Source organism: Roseibium sp. 10G30-5, from assembly GCF_055809635.1.
The window spans coordinates 561,188-578,803 of the sequence record NZ_CM147918.1; the positions used below are offsets into that span (position 1 = coordinate 561,188).

Here is a 17,616-nt window from a genome sequence, read left to right on the forward strand (position 1 = left end):
GGCTGACCGGGTGTCTCAGATCCCGCGATTGCAGGTGCCAAGCTGTCCGCCGAAGAGAGCGGCGTCATACTCGATCTGGGCGCGCGGAGTGACTTCCACCACTTCCAGCAGATCGAACTGCGAGGTCGGGTTTTCCTTCCCCTTCACAACAAGCACGTCCTTGAAGCACTGGTGGTCGGCTGCCCGGTAAAGCGTCGGGCCATTGCCCAGCCCATCAAACTTGAACCCCTCAAGGTGCGTGCCAATGGCGCAAGGATCAAAGGTTCCCGCCCGCTGAGCCGCATCGGCATAAAGCAGCACCTGCGCATAACAGGTGTGCGCAGCCTGGCTGGGCGGAAAGCCGTATTCCTTGCCGAATGCCTTCACGAATGCCTTTGAGCCTTCGTCCTGAAGAGACCAATGCCAGTTGGTTGACCCGAAGATGCCCTTGGCATTTTCACCGGCCCCTTGCGCCATGAGACGCGAGTACAAGGGCACGACAATCTGAAATTGCTTGCCGTTGACCTGCTTGTCGCGCAATCCGAACTGCACGGCCTGCGTCAGCGAGTTCACCATGTCCTTGCCATAGTGGTTCAGGATCAGCACATCAGCACCAGAGTTCAGCACCGGCGTGATATATTGCGAGAAATCGCCAGCCCCCAGAGGGGTGCGTACGGCTGCCACCGTTTCCCAGCCCATCTTCTCGGTGTATTTCTTCATGGATTCTTCCTGAGACCAACCCCAGGTATAATCCGCTGTCAGATGATAGACCTTGCGGTCCGTGCCATAGGCATTCTTCAACACCGGGGCCAATGCAGCCCCCGACATTTCAGCATTGAAGAAATGCCGGAAGCCATTGGCCCGCTTATCCTTGCCGGTGGTGTCATTGGAGTGTGTCAGTCCGCTCATGAAGATGATGCCAGCTTCCTGACACAAGGCTTGCACAGCAATGGCAACACCCGAAGACGAACCACCGGTGACCATCACCACGCCGTCCTTTTCAATCATGCGCTTGGCCGATGCGCGGGCTGCATCCGATTTGGTCTGCGTATCTCCCGTAACGAACTCTACCTTCTTGCCGTTGACGCCATTGCCTTCCAGCGCTTTTGAGGAAAACGTCGACAACATACCACCGTCGTCGCCTTCACCGTTGAGGTGCTTGATCGCCAGTTTCAGAGCGCGCAGCTCATCCGCGCCTTCATCAGCGTAAGCGCCTGTTTGAGGCACATTGAACCCGAGGGTCACTGTCTTGCCGGTCGGCTCGTTGAGATACCCTGCAGACCACGCGCGACTGGTGAAAATTGTCGGCGTTGCCAACACCAGCCCCCCAGCGGCCCCGGCCTTGAGAAATGTTCGTCTGCTAGTCGGTTTCTTGATCACAGTCATGTTCTCCTCCCAGAAGATGCCAAGACCCGCGACAAGTCGGATCACTTGTCACCCGGGCAACGGGAAATCTCGACCCTCCAATCGACATCTCCCGCGAGCACCTGAAAAGACTGTAGAAACAGAATTTACGCAGAGGCAATAGGAGAACATCTGACCAAAATTTGATAAAATATGTCAATCAAGTCTTCAAAACGCGATTGTTTTACTCAGTTTATTTTATCATCGCGCTGCATCATTCCCATAAGACGCCTTTATAAAAGAAAAATTCAGAAATTCTCTTGCAACGCAGCGTAAATTACAAAAGAGAGCATTTTATTTTTTGTCGCTTTATTTTTCTGGATAAATTTTTGCTTATTGTGATTTTGGCGGATCTGGCAAGCAACAGCACAACACAGTGACACCTTCCACCTCAGATCTTGATTCTTCTCTCCCGACACGGCCTGGATACGGATCGATGTCGGTGTTTCTGCTTTCCTCTCGCACGGCTTTTCTTTATCGGTAGGTGTGTTTTTTTGATGAGCCGATCAGGAGCCGGTCAATGTCCCATCTCATTACCTCTATCGAACAGCTGGAAGAGATCTACGGCACCCCGGGCCAATCCTCCACCGCCAAGGTCGCTGAACACCTGACCCCGGCATATCGTGATCTTCTTATGGCCTCACCATTTTGCGCTTTGGCCACAAGCGGACCAGAAGGGCTCGATTGCTCACCGCGGGGTGATGCGGGAAGCTGTGTGACCATTCTTGATGACAAGACGCTGATGATGCCGGATCGGCGCGGCAACAACCGGATCGATTCACTGCGCAATATCGTGCGTGATCCACGCGTCGCCCTCATGGCGCTGATCCCCGGCTCCGGTAATTGTGTAAGGGTGAATGGACGTGCTGTTCTGTCGGCCGATCCATCCCTGAAAGCCGATCTGGCCATCGAGGGGAAAGAGCCGCGCAGCGTTATCCTGATCACCATCGACGAGATCTATTTCCAATGCGCCCGCGCCGTCATACGCGCAGGCCTCTGGGACGCATCCACGCATGTTGATCCGGCCAGCCTGCCCACACCGGGACGTATCTTGCAGGAATTGACCGCGGGCGAAATCAACGGCACCACCTATGATGCGGAATGGCCGGAGCGCGCACGCAACTCCATGTGGTAGCACGGCGTTTGCTTCGGTCGCCCGTGCGCACCTGTCGAGCCACGTCTTGTCACGCCACATGGGCCACATATATCGACAGATCAGATCTAATCGCCATGCAAGAAGGACACAGGATGTCTCAGAACCCGCTCCTTGACGTTTGGACACAGCCATTCGAACTGCCACCGTTCGACAAGCTCCAGCCAAGCCACTTTACCGAAGCGTTTGAAAAGGGCCTGCGGGAAAACCGCAATGAAATCGATCAGATCGCAGAAAACCCCAAGACGCCAACGTTCGAAAACACCATCGTTGAATTGGAAAAATCAGGGGCACTGCTCACCCGGACCGCTCAGGTTTTCTTCAACCTGACAGGCGCCGACACCTCGCCGGAATTGCAGGCCATCGAGCGCGAGATCGGACCGCAGCTCGCCCGCCATTCCGCCGAGACAGTACAGAACAAGGATCTGTTCAACCGCATTCATCTGCTTTGGAAAACCCGTGACGATCTTGATTTGAGTGAAGAAGAAGCACGGGTTCTGGAGCGCTATCACACCAGTTTCATCCGCGCTGGAGCAGGCCTTGAGGACGCCGACAAGGCTCGCATGGCCGAGATTGGTCAACGCCTTGCTAGTCTTGGCACACAGTTCGCTCAGAACGTCTTGAAAGATGAAGCCGACTATCAGCTCGTGCTCGACAGCGAGAGCGATCTGGCAGGACTGCCGGACTTTGTGCTGGATGCGGCCGAAGATGCCGCTCGCGACCGGGGACTGGAGGGCAAGCACGTCATCACGCTGTCGCGCTCGTCCATAGAGCCTTTCCTGCAATTCTCGGCCAACCGCGAGTTGCGTGAAACTGCGTTCAAGGCCTGGTCTTCGCGCGGCGAAAAGGCAGGCGAAACCAACAACAATGACATCATCGTGGAAACCCTGAAGCTGCGCGCCGAAAAGGCAAAACTTCTGGGCTATGAGTCTTTCGCGCAATTCAAGCTGGAAGACACCATGGCCAAGTCGCCGGACGCTGTGCGGAACCTGCTTCTGCATGTCTGGGAACCCGCACGAATGCGCGCGCTTGAAGAACAGGACAAGCTGGAAGCCTGTGCACGTCATCAGGGCGACAACGTCGAACTGGCACCATGGGACTGGCGGTTCTATTCCGAAAAAGTGCGCAAGGCTGACTATGATCTCGACGAAAGCGAGGTCAAACCCTACCTGCAACTTGAACAGATCATTCAGGCCGCGTTCGACGTCGCCAATCGCCTGTTCGGGGTCAGCTTCAAGGAACAAAAAGATCTGGCGCTGTATCATCCCGATGTCCGCGCCTTTGAAGTCACCAAAGACGGAAAACATGTCGGCCTGTTCCTGGCAGACTATTTTGCACGGGCCTCAAAGCGCTCTGGCGCGTGGATGAGCGCATTTCGCAGTCAAGAGCGCGTCAAGGACGAGGTCACGCCGATCATCGTCAACGTGATGAACTTCAACAAGGCCTCGGCTGGCAAACCCACGCTCCTGACTTTTGATGATGCTCGCACGCTGTTCCACGAATTTGGTCATGCGTTGCACGGTCTTCTGTCCAATGTCACCTATCCGATCATCTCGGGCACCAGCGTATCACGTGATTTCGTTGAGCTGCCCTCGCAACTTTACGAGCACTGGCTGTCTCAGCCTGAGGTGCTGTCGCGTTTTGCCCGTCACTACAAGACCAACGAGCCAATGCCCAAGGCGCTGCTCGACAAGGTGCTGGCGGCTGAAAACTTCAATCAGGGCTTCACAACGGTTGAGTACACAGCCTCCGCACTTATGGATCTCGAACTGCACCAGCTTGGCGATCCCGGAGACATTGATCTTGCGGCGTTTGAAAAAACCAAACTGGACGAACTCGGTATGCCGCGCGCCATCACCATGCGACATCGCATCCCGCATTTCGCCCATGTCTTTTCGGGAGACGGCTACTCCTCCGGCTATTACAGCTACATGTGGTCGGAAGTCATGGATGCGGACGCCTTCGGTGCCTTTGAGGAAGCGGGCGACATCTTCGATCCAGCGACGGCGGAAAAACTCTATACTCACATCTATTCGGCTGGCGGGAGACCGGATCCGGACGAAACCTACAAGGCGTTTCGCGGGCGCAGTCCGAAGATCGAGGCGTTGCTCAAGGGGCGTGGGCTGGCTGCTTGAGCAACGGAACATGCGACGACAAAAGGGGGTAGAAGGGTCTGATGAAGGAAGTTGAGACACAGGTGGTTGCAACGGCAGCAGCAACGAAATGGGGCCTGCGCATCGGCAGCCTGACGGGCGGAGTTGGTGTGGTGGTGCTGGCATTATCCGCCCATCTTGACACCACTGGGCTGATGAAGATTGCAGCGCAGTTCATGCTGTTTCATGCTGCCGTCTTCATCGCACTCGGCGCGCTTGCGCAGGTGCGGCGCGTTCCGCTTTTGTCACTCATTCTGCTGCTTTTGACCGCTGGTATTGCCCTGTTCAGTGGCGATCTCATTGTCCGCGCCGTCACCGACCACCGGCTCTTTCCGATGGCAGCCCCGATCGGTGGCGGTCTGACCATCCTGTCGTGGTTCTTGCTGTTCCTGACAAGTTTTGTCATCAGGCCGCGGCGTCGCTGACCCCAACCTCCATCAAGAGAGCAAATAAAAAGAGGCTGACCGCTCGTCCCGGTCAGCCTCTTTTTCTGGTCCTCAGGTCGCACAACCGGCGGTCAGCCCTTCAAGCGCTCTGCGTGCCAGCGCAAGTGATCACCACCAAAGGTCGAAATGCAGAAATAGGAGTGATCATAGCCCTTCTGCATGCGCAAGGTTCCAGACGTCCGCGTTTCCGCCAATGCGCTGGCGAAGGCCTCTGGTCGCAGCAGATCGAGAAATTGATCGCTGGTGCCTTGATCAACGAGAATATCGCGCGCCCATCCGCGTGACTTGAGCAGGAGACTGGCATCATAGTCGGCCCACACCGTCTCGTCAGATCCCAGATAGGCCGTCAACTGCTTGCGTCCCCAGTCAGACTGGGTTGGATTGGCAATGGGTGCAAAGGCAGAAAGCGAATGAAACAGGTCCGGATGTTTCATGGCCAGCGTCAATGCGCCATGACCGCCCATCGAGTGACCGGTGATGCCATGCGCCTCGCTGACTGGAAAAGACGCCTGGACAAGATTGCGCAACTCGCGAGTGATGTAGGTCTCCATGCGAAAATGTGCTGCCCAAGGGTCTTGCGTCGCATCGAGATAAAAGCCCGCGCCCTGCCCCAGATCATAAGCTTCATCATCAGCGACGGCCCCACCACGCGGGCTGGTGTCAGGAAACACCAACGCAAGACCAGCCTGCGCGGCATGCTCCTGAAGCCCCGCTTTTGTCATGGCATTCTCATGCGTGCAGGTCAGACCGGACAAGAACCAGAGACAGGGGACCGGGGCAACTTTGGCCTGAGCGGGCAGAAAGATGGCAAATGTCATAACGCCTTCACAGGCATCAGAGGCGTGTTTGTAGACAGCCTGTGTGCCGCCGAAACAGCGATTTTCGGAAATAAGTTCCATGGAGTGTCTTCCGTCACTGGAGCCGTGGTCGCGCCTTGCGCAAAGGGGCGACAGCCCCTGCAAGACAACATATGGGCGCATCTTCACCATCCTGCTGCCTCGGGTCAATCACGAGAGCATGCATCTGAGAAAATGCAGCCCCTGTATGTTTTAACGAGTGTTGATCGAGCCCGTGTCTTGGGATCGATAAATTCTTATAAATAAAATCTATACAACCAGGCTGTAGAAATACTTAAAGCTCAACCGTATACGTTTGTAAATTATGGGAGCGCTAACCACTTCCACGACAGAAACATTCATCCACTAAAGGATTCGATGGTCTTTACATAATATCTACCTTTGGGAACCACCATGCGGAAAAGATAAGAAAAGAATGAGTGCGCGCATGAGGTCGGCCCCTCACAACATGACGAAACTGAATCGTGGCTTCCTGCTCAGGATCTACGGGATGTTGATTATCGGCGTCACGGCGGCGCTGATCTCGATTCTCGCCATTCTGTGGTGGTCTCGCGACAAGCAAAATGACGCCTACAATCATCACCTGAAGGGCATTGCCCGGGTCAGTCTCGAATCTTTCGAATATCACCTCAGCAACCTCGTTGGCAGTCACCACGAGTGGCCGGAAGCTTTGTGGACGGCTGACCGTGGCGAACCTGGAGACCTTGAAGCAAAACTTCTGGGTGGAGCTTTGCGCAATCAGGTCGCCGACCTGGTGGCTGTGGAGTTTGTCCTCACAGGCTGGCGCACCGCATGGCAAGTCAGCAACGAAAAGCGCCTGATCAAGACGGCGCCTCCCACTCGTATCCTTGACTATTTTCGCAAGACCATCCTGCTCGCAGATACGATGCCGGACCACCCGGTCATCGCGTCATTTGTCTATGACGGACAGGTCATGATGTTTGCAGGCGCGCCCTCTGATTCTGATCTGCAAGTGGGCGGTGGCCGTTCCATGGTGATCCTTGGCACGCATCTTGGCTCGAACATGGTGCAACAAAATCGCGCCATGGCCGAATTGCAGGACCTGGCGATTACACCGGTTCCTTTTGTCTTGAGCGACGATGCCAAGGTTACGCCCAGCAGCGTTCTTATCAAGGGCCCTGATGGCCGCCCCATCGGGCGCATGAGCTGGAAAGACCCACGGCCGGGCGATGCATTCTTCATGCAAGTCGCACCGCCTCTGATTCTGATCCTGGTCTGTCTTGCGGCGATCTCCCTGCTCCTCGCCCACATGGTCCGCAAAAGTGCGGTCAGATTGATGAAGCAGGAAACACGCTCCTATCGTCTGGCGCATTTTGACAGCCTGACAGGCCTGCCCAACCGCGTGAACTTCGAACGCACCGCCATTTGCGGCGAAAACATTGCGGCGAGCCTTGATGGCAAGATCGGCCTGATTCTGATCGACATCTGGGACTTGCGCGAAATCAATAACGCGCTCGGCCTTCAGGCGGGCAATGAAATACTGTCCACTGCGGTCACGAGGTTGGAAAGATCGCTGCCAGACGACGCCCTGCTGGCCCGGCTCGGTGGCGGCGAGTTCAGCCTTTTGCTGCACAGCGAAAATATCGACAAGGAAATCCAGAGCTGCATTGCGATGGTTCATGGTGCTTTCAGCGATGACTTCATCATCGAAGGCAAGCCCTTCCAGATACGCGCTGCAATCGCCTATGCCACGTCAAGGTCTGACAATTGTGCTCTGACCGAAGTCATTCGGCGCGCCAATGTCACCATCAGCCGTGCCAAGCAACTCAAAACACTGGCCGCGCTGGAATATGATCCGCGCTATGAGACCACGCTGAACCGCAACCGCAATCTGGAAGTGTCCTTGCGTCGCGCGATCGAAAAGGACGAAATCCGAGTTTACTATCAACCGATCGTCTGCGCACGCACGCGCCGCATGATGCGTGTCGAGGCCCTTGCGCGCTGGACATCCAATGAGCACGGGCCGGTACGCCCTGATCTTTTTGTGGGTCTGGCAGAAGAATCCGGCATGATTGAAGCCCTTGGCGCGCGTATTGCCGAACGTGTGTTCAAAGACATGCACCACTGGCCGGATCTGCATGTCAGCATCAACGCGTCGCCGCTTGAAATCTATGATCCACGCTACCTCGACAAGTTGAAACGTCTGGCTGAACAATATGGCGTGACCCATGACCGGGTCAGCATCGAATTGACAGAACGGGTTCTGGTCACCTCGCCCGAATTGTCCAGCCTGCGTCTTGCTGCCATCCGCAATGCCGGTTTCAAGATCTCGCTTGATGACTTTGGTGATGGCTTCTCCTCACTTGGCTATCTGCGCCGAATGCCCTTCGACACGCTCAAGATTGATCGCAGCTTTGTCATGGATCTTGAGACAAATTCGCAATCCCGCACGCTCGTCCAGTGCCATCACCGATATTGCGCATGGCCTGAATATGAAAGTCATAGCTGAAGGTGTCGAAACAGAAGCTCAAGCTGCCTTTTTACCCAAGGCTGGCGTTCAGGAGTTACAAGGCTTCCTGTTCTCAAAACCTCTGCCCTTTGGCGATCTCTATGCCAAATATGCAGAACGCACGGCATTGAAACGAGTGACAGCCTAAAGCGAAGCAACGCCGCTTGATCGCTGCCGTCATACACAGTCCGTTTGAACCGCGTCAGGCCGTCCGGTGACTGCCTGCGCGGCTGATGCCATCCACCCAAACTTGCGCGATATTGGCGCGGTTGGCAGTGTAGAGGATTTTTTGAAGAACCTGATCCCCACTGTGCAACTCGTCAAACAGACGGATCGTGCCCAGCGGTGCGTCTGGGTCAATCAGCATGGCATCAAAGCGATAGCCCGGCTCAAACCGACCGACTGGCAGGTTCAGTGCAGCGCCCCCGCCTGCCGTTGCCAGATAGAAGGCCGTGCGAAAATCCACCCGCGCGCCTGTATGAGGTGAACGCTGATCACGGCTCGCATCCGGATCTGTTCCACGTTCCAGCAAACGCGACGCCAAAACGGTATTGCGCACCGTGTCAAACATGCTCTCCGAGGGGCCGCCAGAAATATCCGTCCCCAATCCAATGTGCAGTCCCTTGACCAGCGCTATTTTCAAAGGGAACACCGCATCCGAAAAATAGACGTTGGACAGCGGACAATGCGCCACCGCCGCCTGACGCAGCTTGATGCGCTCCATATCGGAGGCGGAGATAAACGTCGAATGTGCCAGAACACTGCCGCGTCCCAACAAGCCAAAACGATCCAGACTTTCCGTATCGCTCATGCCGTGGCGTTCCAGCACATAGGCATGTTCCCAGTCGCTTTCCGAGCAATGCGTCTGCACATGGCACTTATGTTCCTGTGCCAGTTCACCCATGGCCGAGAGCAGCTCATCCGAACACGAAGGAATGAAGCGCGGCGTCACCACCGGCAAAACACGGCTTGCCTCATTGTCTGCGTGATCCTTGATGTACTCGATCAGATCCTGCGTGTCGTCGATGGCGCTTTGCGTTGAGGCATCGCGGTAATAATCTGGACACTCGGCCACATTATCCATGGCGACTTTGCCCACCAGAGCACGCTGCCCCTTCTCAATACAAATATCTGCCAAAAGCCGGTTGGCCTGTTTGTGAATGGTGGCAAAATACGTCGCGGTGGTCGTGCCACTGGCCAAGAGATCATCGACCAGCATGGTGTAGCTGCGCCGCGCAAAGGCGACATCCGAATAGCGTGCTTCCAGAGGGAAAGTATAAGTCTGCAACCAGACTTCCAATGGCACATCAAGCGCATCACCCAACTGGGGAAACTGCGGCGCATGGATATGCAGATCCACAAACCCCGGCAGCAAATAAGCGCCATCCGGCAAATCGACAAGGCGACCAGCCGCCTCGGCATCCGACAAGGCCTTTGCGTAAACCACCGCATCGACATCCGGGCGCAGCACCTGTGAAATCACACCGTCCGCATCAACGTCGATCAGCAATGCGTCAAAGCATTCTACCTGACCGTTTTCCGGTGCCTGAAAGCCTGTGGCACGGACAAGTTTGCCTCTGAATGAGTTCATGACGCAGGATCCCTGTTCGGTTCATCTTCACCCTCCCTCTTAGCACACACGCAAAGGAGCAAGGAGAATGGGGCCACCTTGTTGACAGGAAAGGCACCGCTGCGGGTTTGCCCGCAAGCAGAGACACAACAGCCTGCTGATCAAAAATAACGATACTGGCCGCGCCATGGTCATGAATTAACAATAGAATCATTCGAAAATGCACGGCTTGAACATCAAGGCATTTGCGCATCGCAATGTCAGGGCCAAAAAGGAACAGTCATGGAAGCCGCACACGATCCAAGCCAACTGGAAATGGTTGTGCTGATGACCCCGGACATGGCCAATTTCTCCGGCAAGGTTCACGGGGGCGCATTGCTCAACCTGCTCGACCGAGTGGCCTATTCTTGTGCTGCCCGCTTTTCGCAGCAATATGCAGTCACTCTGTCCGTTGACCAAGTGGTCTTCCGCAAACCGATCAACGTGGGCGATCTTGTCACACTACGAGCCTCCGTCAATTACGCAGGCCGTACTTCCATGGAAATCGGCATTCGCGTCGAGGCAGAGAACATTCGCTCCGGAGAACGCCAGCACACCAACAGCTGCTATTTCACCATGGTGGCGGTGGATGCAGAGGGACAGCCGACACCGGTGCCAAAACTGGTACTCGATACGGAAACCAAACGTCGTCGAGAACGCACCGCCCGCGCGCGTCATGAGCTACGCCATGAGTTTGAAGCCCGGTTCCGGGAACTGAAATCAGACGGTTGATCGCCAGAAGGATCAAGGTGCCGGCTGAATGCGCAGATAGTGAATATATCAGTTTTAAATTCTAGAAACGGATTTGGAATTGGTATATTTTTGCCTGAAAAGAAATTTTTGAGCAATGAGACCCACGCATCATGTCAGCACCTGAGTTGCATCTCGATCAGATCCGCCCACTGCCAGATTGCGCTGAACGCGCCTGGACCCGCCGCGCTATCGCAATTCTGCATGGTGATGCGCGGCGGTCGGCAGATACGCATCTGATCAATCCTGTGTTTCCATGCCTGAAGGGCATTTCGATCTATCTCAAGGACGAAAGCACGCACCCAACCGGCAGCCTCAAACACCGGCTCGCCCGCTCGCTGGTGCTTTATGGCATCTGCAATGGGCTGATCAATCAGGACACCACACTGGTCGAAGCGTCTTCCGGCTCGACAGCCGTGTCGGAGGCCTATTTTGCGCATCTTTTGGGTCTGCGCTTCATCGCTGTCATGCCGCGCAGCACATCGCGTCAAAAGATCTCCGAAATTGAGCGCTTTGGCGGAGAGTGTCATTTCGTCGATCACTCTGCCGAAGTCTATGCGGTGGCGCAAAAGGTCGCTGACGAGACGTCCGGGCACTATCTCGACCAGTTCACCTTTGCAGAGCGCGCAACCGACTGGCGCGGCAACAACAATATTGCGGAGAGCATCTTCGCACAGATGGAATGCGAGCGCCATCCGGTCCCTGACTGGGTGGTCATGAGTGCGGGCACTGGCGGCACCTCCGCAACCATCGGGCGCTACATCCGCTATCGCAACCTCTCCACCCGACTGTGCGTCGTGGACGTGGAGCACTCCGCCTTTTATGAGGCCTATCAATCCGGCAATCGTGACGCGACCTGTGCACAAGGCTCCGGCATCGAAGGCGTTGGCCGTCCTCGCGTCGAACCCTCTTTCCTGCCGTCTGTCATTGACCACATGATCAAGATCCCGGATGCGGCGTCCATCGCTGCGATGCAGGCCTTGTCCAATCGGATCTTCCGGCTGGTCGGCGGCTCGACCGGCACGAATTTCTTCGGCGTCTGCTGGATGGCTGCGCAAATGATGCAAGCTGGCCAAGGAAGGTTCGCTCATCTCTATTATCTGCGACAGCGGCGCACGCTATACCGACACCTATTACAATCCGGACTGGCTTGCAGCGAAATCACTGGATGTCGCCCCGTGGCGCAAGGCAATCGACACGTTTCTGGATACCGGCACACTGACATTGCCTTGAAGCGCGGCAACCTGTCTCCCACCTGATCTGCCCCGCCAAGGCCATCCGAGACACAAGAAAACGCCCTTCCACAACGCCAGACGCAAAACACGAACAAGCCATGTCTTTTGTGGGCACGGATGCGGAACGTTGCGTGAAACGACCCGTTCAATCACTCCTTAACACTTGCGGAACACAATGTGAACAGGTATGCTTCGTTCATGATTTGTACCAGATTGGCCGAAAGTGGGAGCCTTCACGGATGTTGACGCGCAAACAGCATGAACTCTTGATGTTCATTCATCATCGGCTGAAGGAAACAGGCGTTCCCCCGTCCTTTGACGAGATGAAGGACGCTCTTGATCTGCGCTCCAAATCCGGCATTCACCGACTGATCACGGCCTTGGAAGAGCGGGGTTTTATTCGCCGCCTTCCCAATCGTGCCCGTGCCATGGAAGTGATCAAGCTGCCCGATTCCGTGACCCTTGGTATGGCCTCTCCGCCGCGACCACAAGGTACTTTCGAGCCGGAAGTGATCGAGGGATCTCGCGGCAAGGCCCCTGCAGCCCCCCCAGCGCCCGTGATTGAAAGCGAATTCGAAATCCCGGTCATGGGCCGCATTGCTGCCGGTGTCCCCATTGAGGCCATCCAGACACACAGCCACAGCATCACCGTTCCCGCATCCATGCTCGGGCGCGGCGAACATTATGCGTTGGAGGTTCGTGGCGATCTCGATGATCGAGGCCGGCATTCTTGACGGCGACACTGTTCTGATCCGCAGAACGTCAACGGCAGAAAGCGGCGATATTGTCGTGGCGCTGGTGGACGATCAGGAAGCCACCTTGAAGCGACTTCGCAAAAAAGGCGCATCCATTGCGCTGGAAGCGGCCAACCCCGCCTATGAAACACGTATCTTCGGGCCAGATCGCGTTCGCATTCAGGGCCGTCTGGTCGCTCTCTTCCGGCAATACTGAGACGGTCAACTGTCCGCAACGGCCTTACCTTGACCGGACCTGACGTGCAGATCCTATGGCCTGTGCCAGGTGACGGGGCAGCCTGCGGCGGGCTTGAGCGACCAGTCGCACCCGGACATACGGTTGACCGGGGATGATTTCGATGGGCTTCAGACGTGTCAATTCTCTCGCCTGCGGCCGAATGGAGACCGGCGCAAGATCATCATGCAAGGGATCTGGCCCTGATACGGCGAGTGTTTCAGCCTCCGCCCAAACCTCTCCATTGTCCAAAGAAGACCAAGGGTCTGCCGCAGCTTGTGTCTCCTGCATTCCTCGCGATGTTAAGGCAACGGGGACCAAAGCCTCCATATCTGACGGGGGCGTCGTGCCGACATGAAAAGCGAGGCCAGCATCCGGTGATAAAGGCTGAGATGAAGGTTGTTGGGGCTCCTTTTGCAAGGCGGAACCGCGCCTGATTTGCGGCTGCGGCAGCACCTTGCCCGGCACCACATCAATCTGGAAAGACATCGCGCCGGTCTGCTTGCGCATTGCACCATCAATGACAAGTGGCGCGGCACATCCATGCGGCACATTCAAATCTGTCACGAGAATATCCGCCAGACGACAATCCAGTGCGAGTGCCTGAACGGTTTTCGGTATTGCCAGCCTGATCAGACATGTGGGTGCAACGCCACTGTCATTGTGGACGTCCTCTTGGGCGACCTGGAGGTCTGTTGCCATGGGCTGAATTTGGGACGGCACAACCTGATCTCCCCCATGACAGGGCAAGATCATCGCGCCGGGCCGAAGCCCCGACAGCCTCGATGCCCTGCGACGTATCGGCATCTGATAAACGCAGCCCGCTGCGTCGCAACGCCCCATCTGTTTTGGCATCTTATGCGCAGCCATCTCTGTTTCGGGCACACCATCGGTCTGCAACCACATGACAGTGTCAAAGCCGTTGGCACGAGCCTGTACCCGCATCTGACCGGCGACATCCCGCCAGGCAAAATGCGGACCATGCTCTGGCACCATCAAGTCTGCCGGACGCTCTGCCACGATCAGAAGCGCCGCGACTGTCCAAACACCAATGCTTACCGCCGTCCACCTGCCCCGTGCCAACACCAGCCAAAACAGGCCCGCAACCAGCAACAAGGTTGGCGCAGGTCCAGGAGGCACAACCACTCCACCGCCTGGCCCCGCCAGCGCTGCAACATCGCGCGCAACACGCAAGAGCAGATCCAGAGCGCCCACCATGATTGACAGGGGCAACGCAGCCAGCCCAAACGGCATAAGAACCAGCGTCAACACCCCCATCGGCATCACGGCAAGAGTAAAGATCGGCATACCAATCAGATTGCCAAGCAGTCCGACCGGGGCCACTCGACCAAAATGAAATGCGCCGATTATACCAGTCGCTATGCCCGCCACCAGAGCCGTCAGGAACAGCCCGGCCGACCAGCGCCACAAAGTGCCAAGCATGCCGCCGCCCCACGACGCAGACCCCAGTCCGTTAGCACCGTGATCCGACTTTCGAAACAGCGCGTGGATATGAGCGTTTTCATAAACGGCAACCAGACACAGAACCGCTGCAAATGACATCTGAAAGCCTGGATGAAAAATCCGTTCCGGGGCGGGGATCAGCAGCACAAGGGCCGCCAGAGCGATGCTGCGCAAGGTCAGCCCACGCCGCCCCACAAGCACGCCAAGCAGAAACAGCCCGATCATCAGATAAGAGCGCTGCGTCGCCAGACTGCCCCCGGACAACAACAGGTAAGCGGTTGCCGCTATCAGCGCGACAATGGCTGCAATCTTGTGCAGCGGTATTGTCAGCGCCAGCCGTTCGAACAAAGCCAGTCCGGCCAGCACCAGTGCAAAGGCCCCTCCTGCGAACAACGCCATATGCAGGCCGGAAATTGCCAGAACATGAGCCAGCCCAGCCTGCCGCAAACTGGCTTCTCCCGCCTCGGACAGCCCACTGCGATCCCCCACCAGCAAAGCGACGGCAAAGGCCGCGGCATCGCCCCGTCCGGCCATTTGCCGCAGATGATCTCCCATGGATTGGCGCAGATGATCGAGCCAACGGTGCGCAGCCATCAGCGGAGGCAGAGACCGCATCACGGTCGGAGACACAAGTTTCAGGCTGCCATAAGCGTAACCGGTCGCACCGATCCTGGAGAAATACGCCCAGAAAGAAAAATCATAGCGCCCGGGCGCAACCGCGCCAGACGGAGGAAACAGCCGGGCGCGAAACCGCACCCGGTCACCCACCTCAAAGGCCGTCGTTCCACGTACCGATACCCGTACCCGAGAGGGAAATGGTTGGCCAGATGCCCCACGCGCCGCAGTTGTAATCAACTTACCATCGAAGCCGCCGACCCGCGCAACCTGAACAACGTATCGCATTCCTGTCTGAGTCTTCTGACGCGCACGCACCTGTCCTTCCAGTGTGTAGCTTGCAGGTGCCTCAAGACGCGGAGCCTCCACGACCCATAGGCGACACGTCGCAGCAAAGACCCCGGAATAGGCAGCAAACGTCAGCACCAAAGCCAGACGCACACCACTGTGCCGTCGGGCGATAACAAGTGCAATGACACCTGCCCCCCAAAACGCTGCGACGGCAGACAGCATCGGCTCTTCCGGCATCATCCGATAAAGCAGAACGCCCACGCAAAACGCCAACGTCCACCACAAGAGCCCCTGATCATCGGAAAGCGTGCGCGCGCCACCGCGTGTGCCCGCACTGTGCCAAAGGGCATCATCATGAAGATCGAAAACGGGGGTGAAGGTTGGAGATGCCACAGTCGGTGCCGTGCCTTCACGCAAATCACCACCGTCCGGCGCACGCCCCTGCCCACGCCTGAAAAGTCCACGCCGCAACCGGCGCACACGCGCGCCAAACCGGCGTAAATGCAGTGGTGGCTCCCCAACCTCCAACGGCAATTTCCCTTTCACGGCAGCGCCTGCCTATTTTGCAGACGGACTCACTGTGCTAAGACCCCTTCAACCCGGCTCACCAGCCGCCTTTTTCATCATGTCAGAAACACGCAAAAATCACCATGACCCATCCGATCGTCACACGTTTTGCGCCCTCTCCGACGGGCTTTCTCCATATCGGCGGTGCCCGCACTGCGCTCTTCAACTGGCTTTATGCAAAGCACCACGGCGGCAAGATGCTGCTGCGCATCGAAGACACAGACCGTGCGCGCTCAACGCAGGAAGCGGTTGATGCCATTCAGGACGGCCTGTCCTGGCTCGGCATCGACTGGGACGGAGAGCCCGTGTCACAGGCAAGCCGGGTGGAGCGCCACCAGGAGGTGGTCGACGAAATGATCGCCCGTGGTCAGGCCTACCGCTGCTATGCCAGCCATGGAAGAACTGACCGAAATGCGTGAAAAGGCTCGTGCCGAAGGTCGGCCACCGCGCTATGATGGTCGCTGGCGTGACCGGGATGCCTCTGAAGCCCCCGAAGGCGTCAAGCCTGCCATTCGCCTCAAGGCTCCTCTGGATGGCAACACGGTGGTCAACGACCTGGCTCAGGGCGAGGTCATCTTTCCGAACAAGGATCTCGACGATCTGGTGCTGATGCGCTCCGACGGTATGCCAACATATATGCTCGCCGTGGTGGTGGATGATCACGACATGGGCGTGACCCACATTGTGCGCGGCGATGACCACCTGACCAATGCGGCCCGCCAGAGCCTCATTTTCAAGGCCATGGGCTGGGATGTGCCGATCATGGCGCATATCCCGCTCATTCACGGGCCGGATGGAGCAAAGCTCTCCAAGCGTCACGGCGCAACAGGCGCAGAAACCTATCGCGCCATGGGCTATCTTCCGGTTGCACTACGCAATTATCTGGCCCGCCTCGGCTGGAGCCATGGCGATGAAGAAATCATCTCCACCGAAGATCTGATCAAATGGTTCGACCTCGATGCGGTCGGCAAGTCAGCATCCCGCTTCGATTTCAAGAAGCTGGAAAATCTCAACGGCCATTACATGCGCGTCACGCCAGACGACGAGCTGCTGGCGCTCTGGAAAACCTGCCTTGCGCATTGTGACGGCGGCGAGACCGTGCTGGCGTGGCTGGCGACAGGTGACAATGAAAAAATCGCGCTTGGCGCTCTGCCGGGCCTGAAAGAACGGGCCAAGACCCTGGTTGAACTGACGGAAAGCGCCAGCTATCTGTGGCGCCAACGCCCGCTCGATCTGGATGCCAAGGCCGAAAAGATCCTTGATGAAGAGGCGAAATCCATTCTCGGCGATCTCAATGGCGTGCTCGCCGACGTGGCTGATTGGCAGGCAGAACCGCTTGAAGAGGCGGTCAAGAATTATGCAACACAAAAGGAACTAAAACTTGGTAAGGTGGCCCAACCGCTCAGAGCAGCTCTGACGGGGCGTGGTGTGTCGCCCGGCATCTATGATGTGCTGGTGGCACTGGGACGCGAAGAATCGCTGTCCCGCATAGCGGATCAGGCTGCCTAAGGGTTTTAACGCATGTAGCTTGATCGCCATTTCTCAAGGAAATGCAGGCACTTATTTAAAATTGACGAAATGTTGCACCACCGAAGAACTTGCGGCGGTGCGACAAATCGGCTAGTCAAGTGCCGACCATTCCTCCAGCAGTACC

At 56.8% G+C, this 17,616-nt stretch carries 10 protein-coding genes and 3 pseudogenes; 9 read left to right on the forward strand and 4 right to left on the reverse strand.

The genetic code is table 11. The features are described from left to right. Positions 1-15: 15 nt before the first annotated feature. Positions 16-1,365, reverse strand: coding sequence for a substrate-binding protein (locus AC0L7U_RS02885; RefSeq protein WP_473693660.1), 1,350 nt, complete (start codon positions 1,363-1,365; stop codon positions 16-18). Between the two features lie 538 nt (positions 1,366-1,903). Here AC0L7U_RS02885 and AC0L7U_RS02890 point away from each other — a divergent pair. From AC0L7U_RS02890 to AC0L7U_RS02900, 3 genes are all read left to right on the forward strand, one after another. After that, positions 1,904-2,518 carry a pyridoxamine 5'-phosphate oxidase family protein gene (locus AC0L7U_RS02890; RefSeq protein ID WP_473693662.1) on the forward strand — a complete coding sequence of 205 codons (615 nt, stop codon included), beginning with the start codon at positions 1,904-1,906 and terminating at the stop codon, positions 2,516-2,518. 113 nt (positions 2,519-2,631) lie between these two features. Beyond that, positions 2,632-4,671, forward strand: a complete 2,040-nt coding sequence (locus tag AC0L7U_RS02895) for a M3 family metallopeptidase (RefSeq protein ID WP_473693664.1) — start codon at positions 2,632-2,634, stop codon at positions 4,669-4,671. Positions 4,672-4,712: 41 nt separating this feature from the next. Continuing rightward, positions 4,713-5,114 carry a DUF423 domain-containing protein gene (locus AC0L7U_RS02900; RefSeq protein ID WP_473693666.1) on the forward strand — a complete coding sequence of 134 codons (402 nt, stop codon included), beginning with the start codon at positions 4,713-4,715 and terminating at the stop codon, positions 5,112-5,114. A 92-nt stretch (positions 5,115-5,206) separates the two neighbouring features. Here AC0L7U_RS02900 and fghA read toward each other — a convergent pair whose 3' ends face one another. After that, positions 5,207-6,034: an S-formylglutathione hydrolase gene (gene fghA, locus AC0L7U_RS02905; protein WP_473693668.1), complete on the reverse strand. Its 828-nt coding sequence runs from the start codon at positions 6,032-6,034 to the stop codon at positions 5,207-5,209. Positions 6,035-6,440: 406 nt separating this feature from the next. Between fghA and AC0L7U_RS02910 the strand changes: the two genes are divergently transcribed. Next, complete coding sequence (locus tag AC0L7U_RS02910) at positions 6,441-8,462, forward strand: putative bifunctional diguanylate cyclase/phosphodiesterase (RefSeq protein ID WP_473693670.1); 2,022 nt, start codon at positions 6,441-6,443, stop codon at positions 8,460-8,462. After that, positions 8,446-8,610, forward strand: coding sequence for an EAL domain-containing protein (locus AC0L7U_RS02915; protein ID WP_473693672.1), 165 nt, complete (start codon positions 8,446-8,448; stop codon positions 8,608-8,610). Before AC0L7U_RS02910 ends, AC0L7U_RS02915 begins: the two co-directional genes overlap by 17 nt. 54 nt (positions 8,611-8,664) lie before the next feature. On the opposite strand, the gene guaD is transcribed toward AC0L7U_RS02915, so the two are convergent. Beyond that, the gene (gene guaD / locus AC0L7U_RS02920; protein WP_473693674.1) at positions 8,665-10,053 is read right to left on the reverse strand and encodes a guanine deaminase; all 1,389 of its coding nucleotides are present in this window, start codon (positions 10,051-10,053) and stop codon (positions 8,665-8,667) included. A 261-nt stretch (positions 10,054-10,314) separates the two neighbouring features. Between guaD and AC0L7U_RS02925 the strand changes: the two genes are divergently transcribed. The 3 genes and pseudogenes from AC0L7U_RS02925 to lexA all read left to right on the forward strand — a co-directional run bounded on the left by AC0L7U_RS02925 (position 10,315) and on the right by lexA (position 13,007). Continuing rightward, positions 10,315-10,803 (forward strand): acyl-CoA thioesterase, encoded by a 489-nt coding sequence (locus AC0L7U_RS02925; protein ID WP_473693676.1) that lies wholly within the window; start codon positions 10,315-10,317, stop codon positions 10,801-10,803. 131 nt (positions 10,804-10,934) lie between these two features. Next, a pseudogene (locus AC0L7U_RS02930) lies at positions 10,935-12,054 on the forward strand (PLP-dependent cysteine synthase family protein). 241 nt (positions 12,055-12,295) lie between these two features. Beyond that, a pseudogene (lexA, locus tag AC0L7U_RS02935) lies at positions 12,296-13,007 on the forward strand (transcriptional repressor LexA). Positions 13,008-13,031: 24 nt separating this feature from the next. On the opposite strand, the gene AC0L7U_RS02940 reads toward lexA, so the two are convergent. Then, entirely contained in the window at positions 13,032-15,941 is a 2,910-nt protein-coding gene (locus tag AC0L7U_RS02940; protein WP_473693678.1) for a ComEC/Rec2 family competence protein, read from the reverse strand. 104 nt (positions 15,942-16,045) lie between these two features. Between AC0L7U_RS02940 and gltX the strand changes: the two are divergent. After that, positions 16,046-17,471: pseudogene (gene gltX / locus AC0L7U_RS02945) on the forward strand (glutamate--tRNA ligase). Positions 17,472-17,616: the final 145 nt, after the last annotated feature.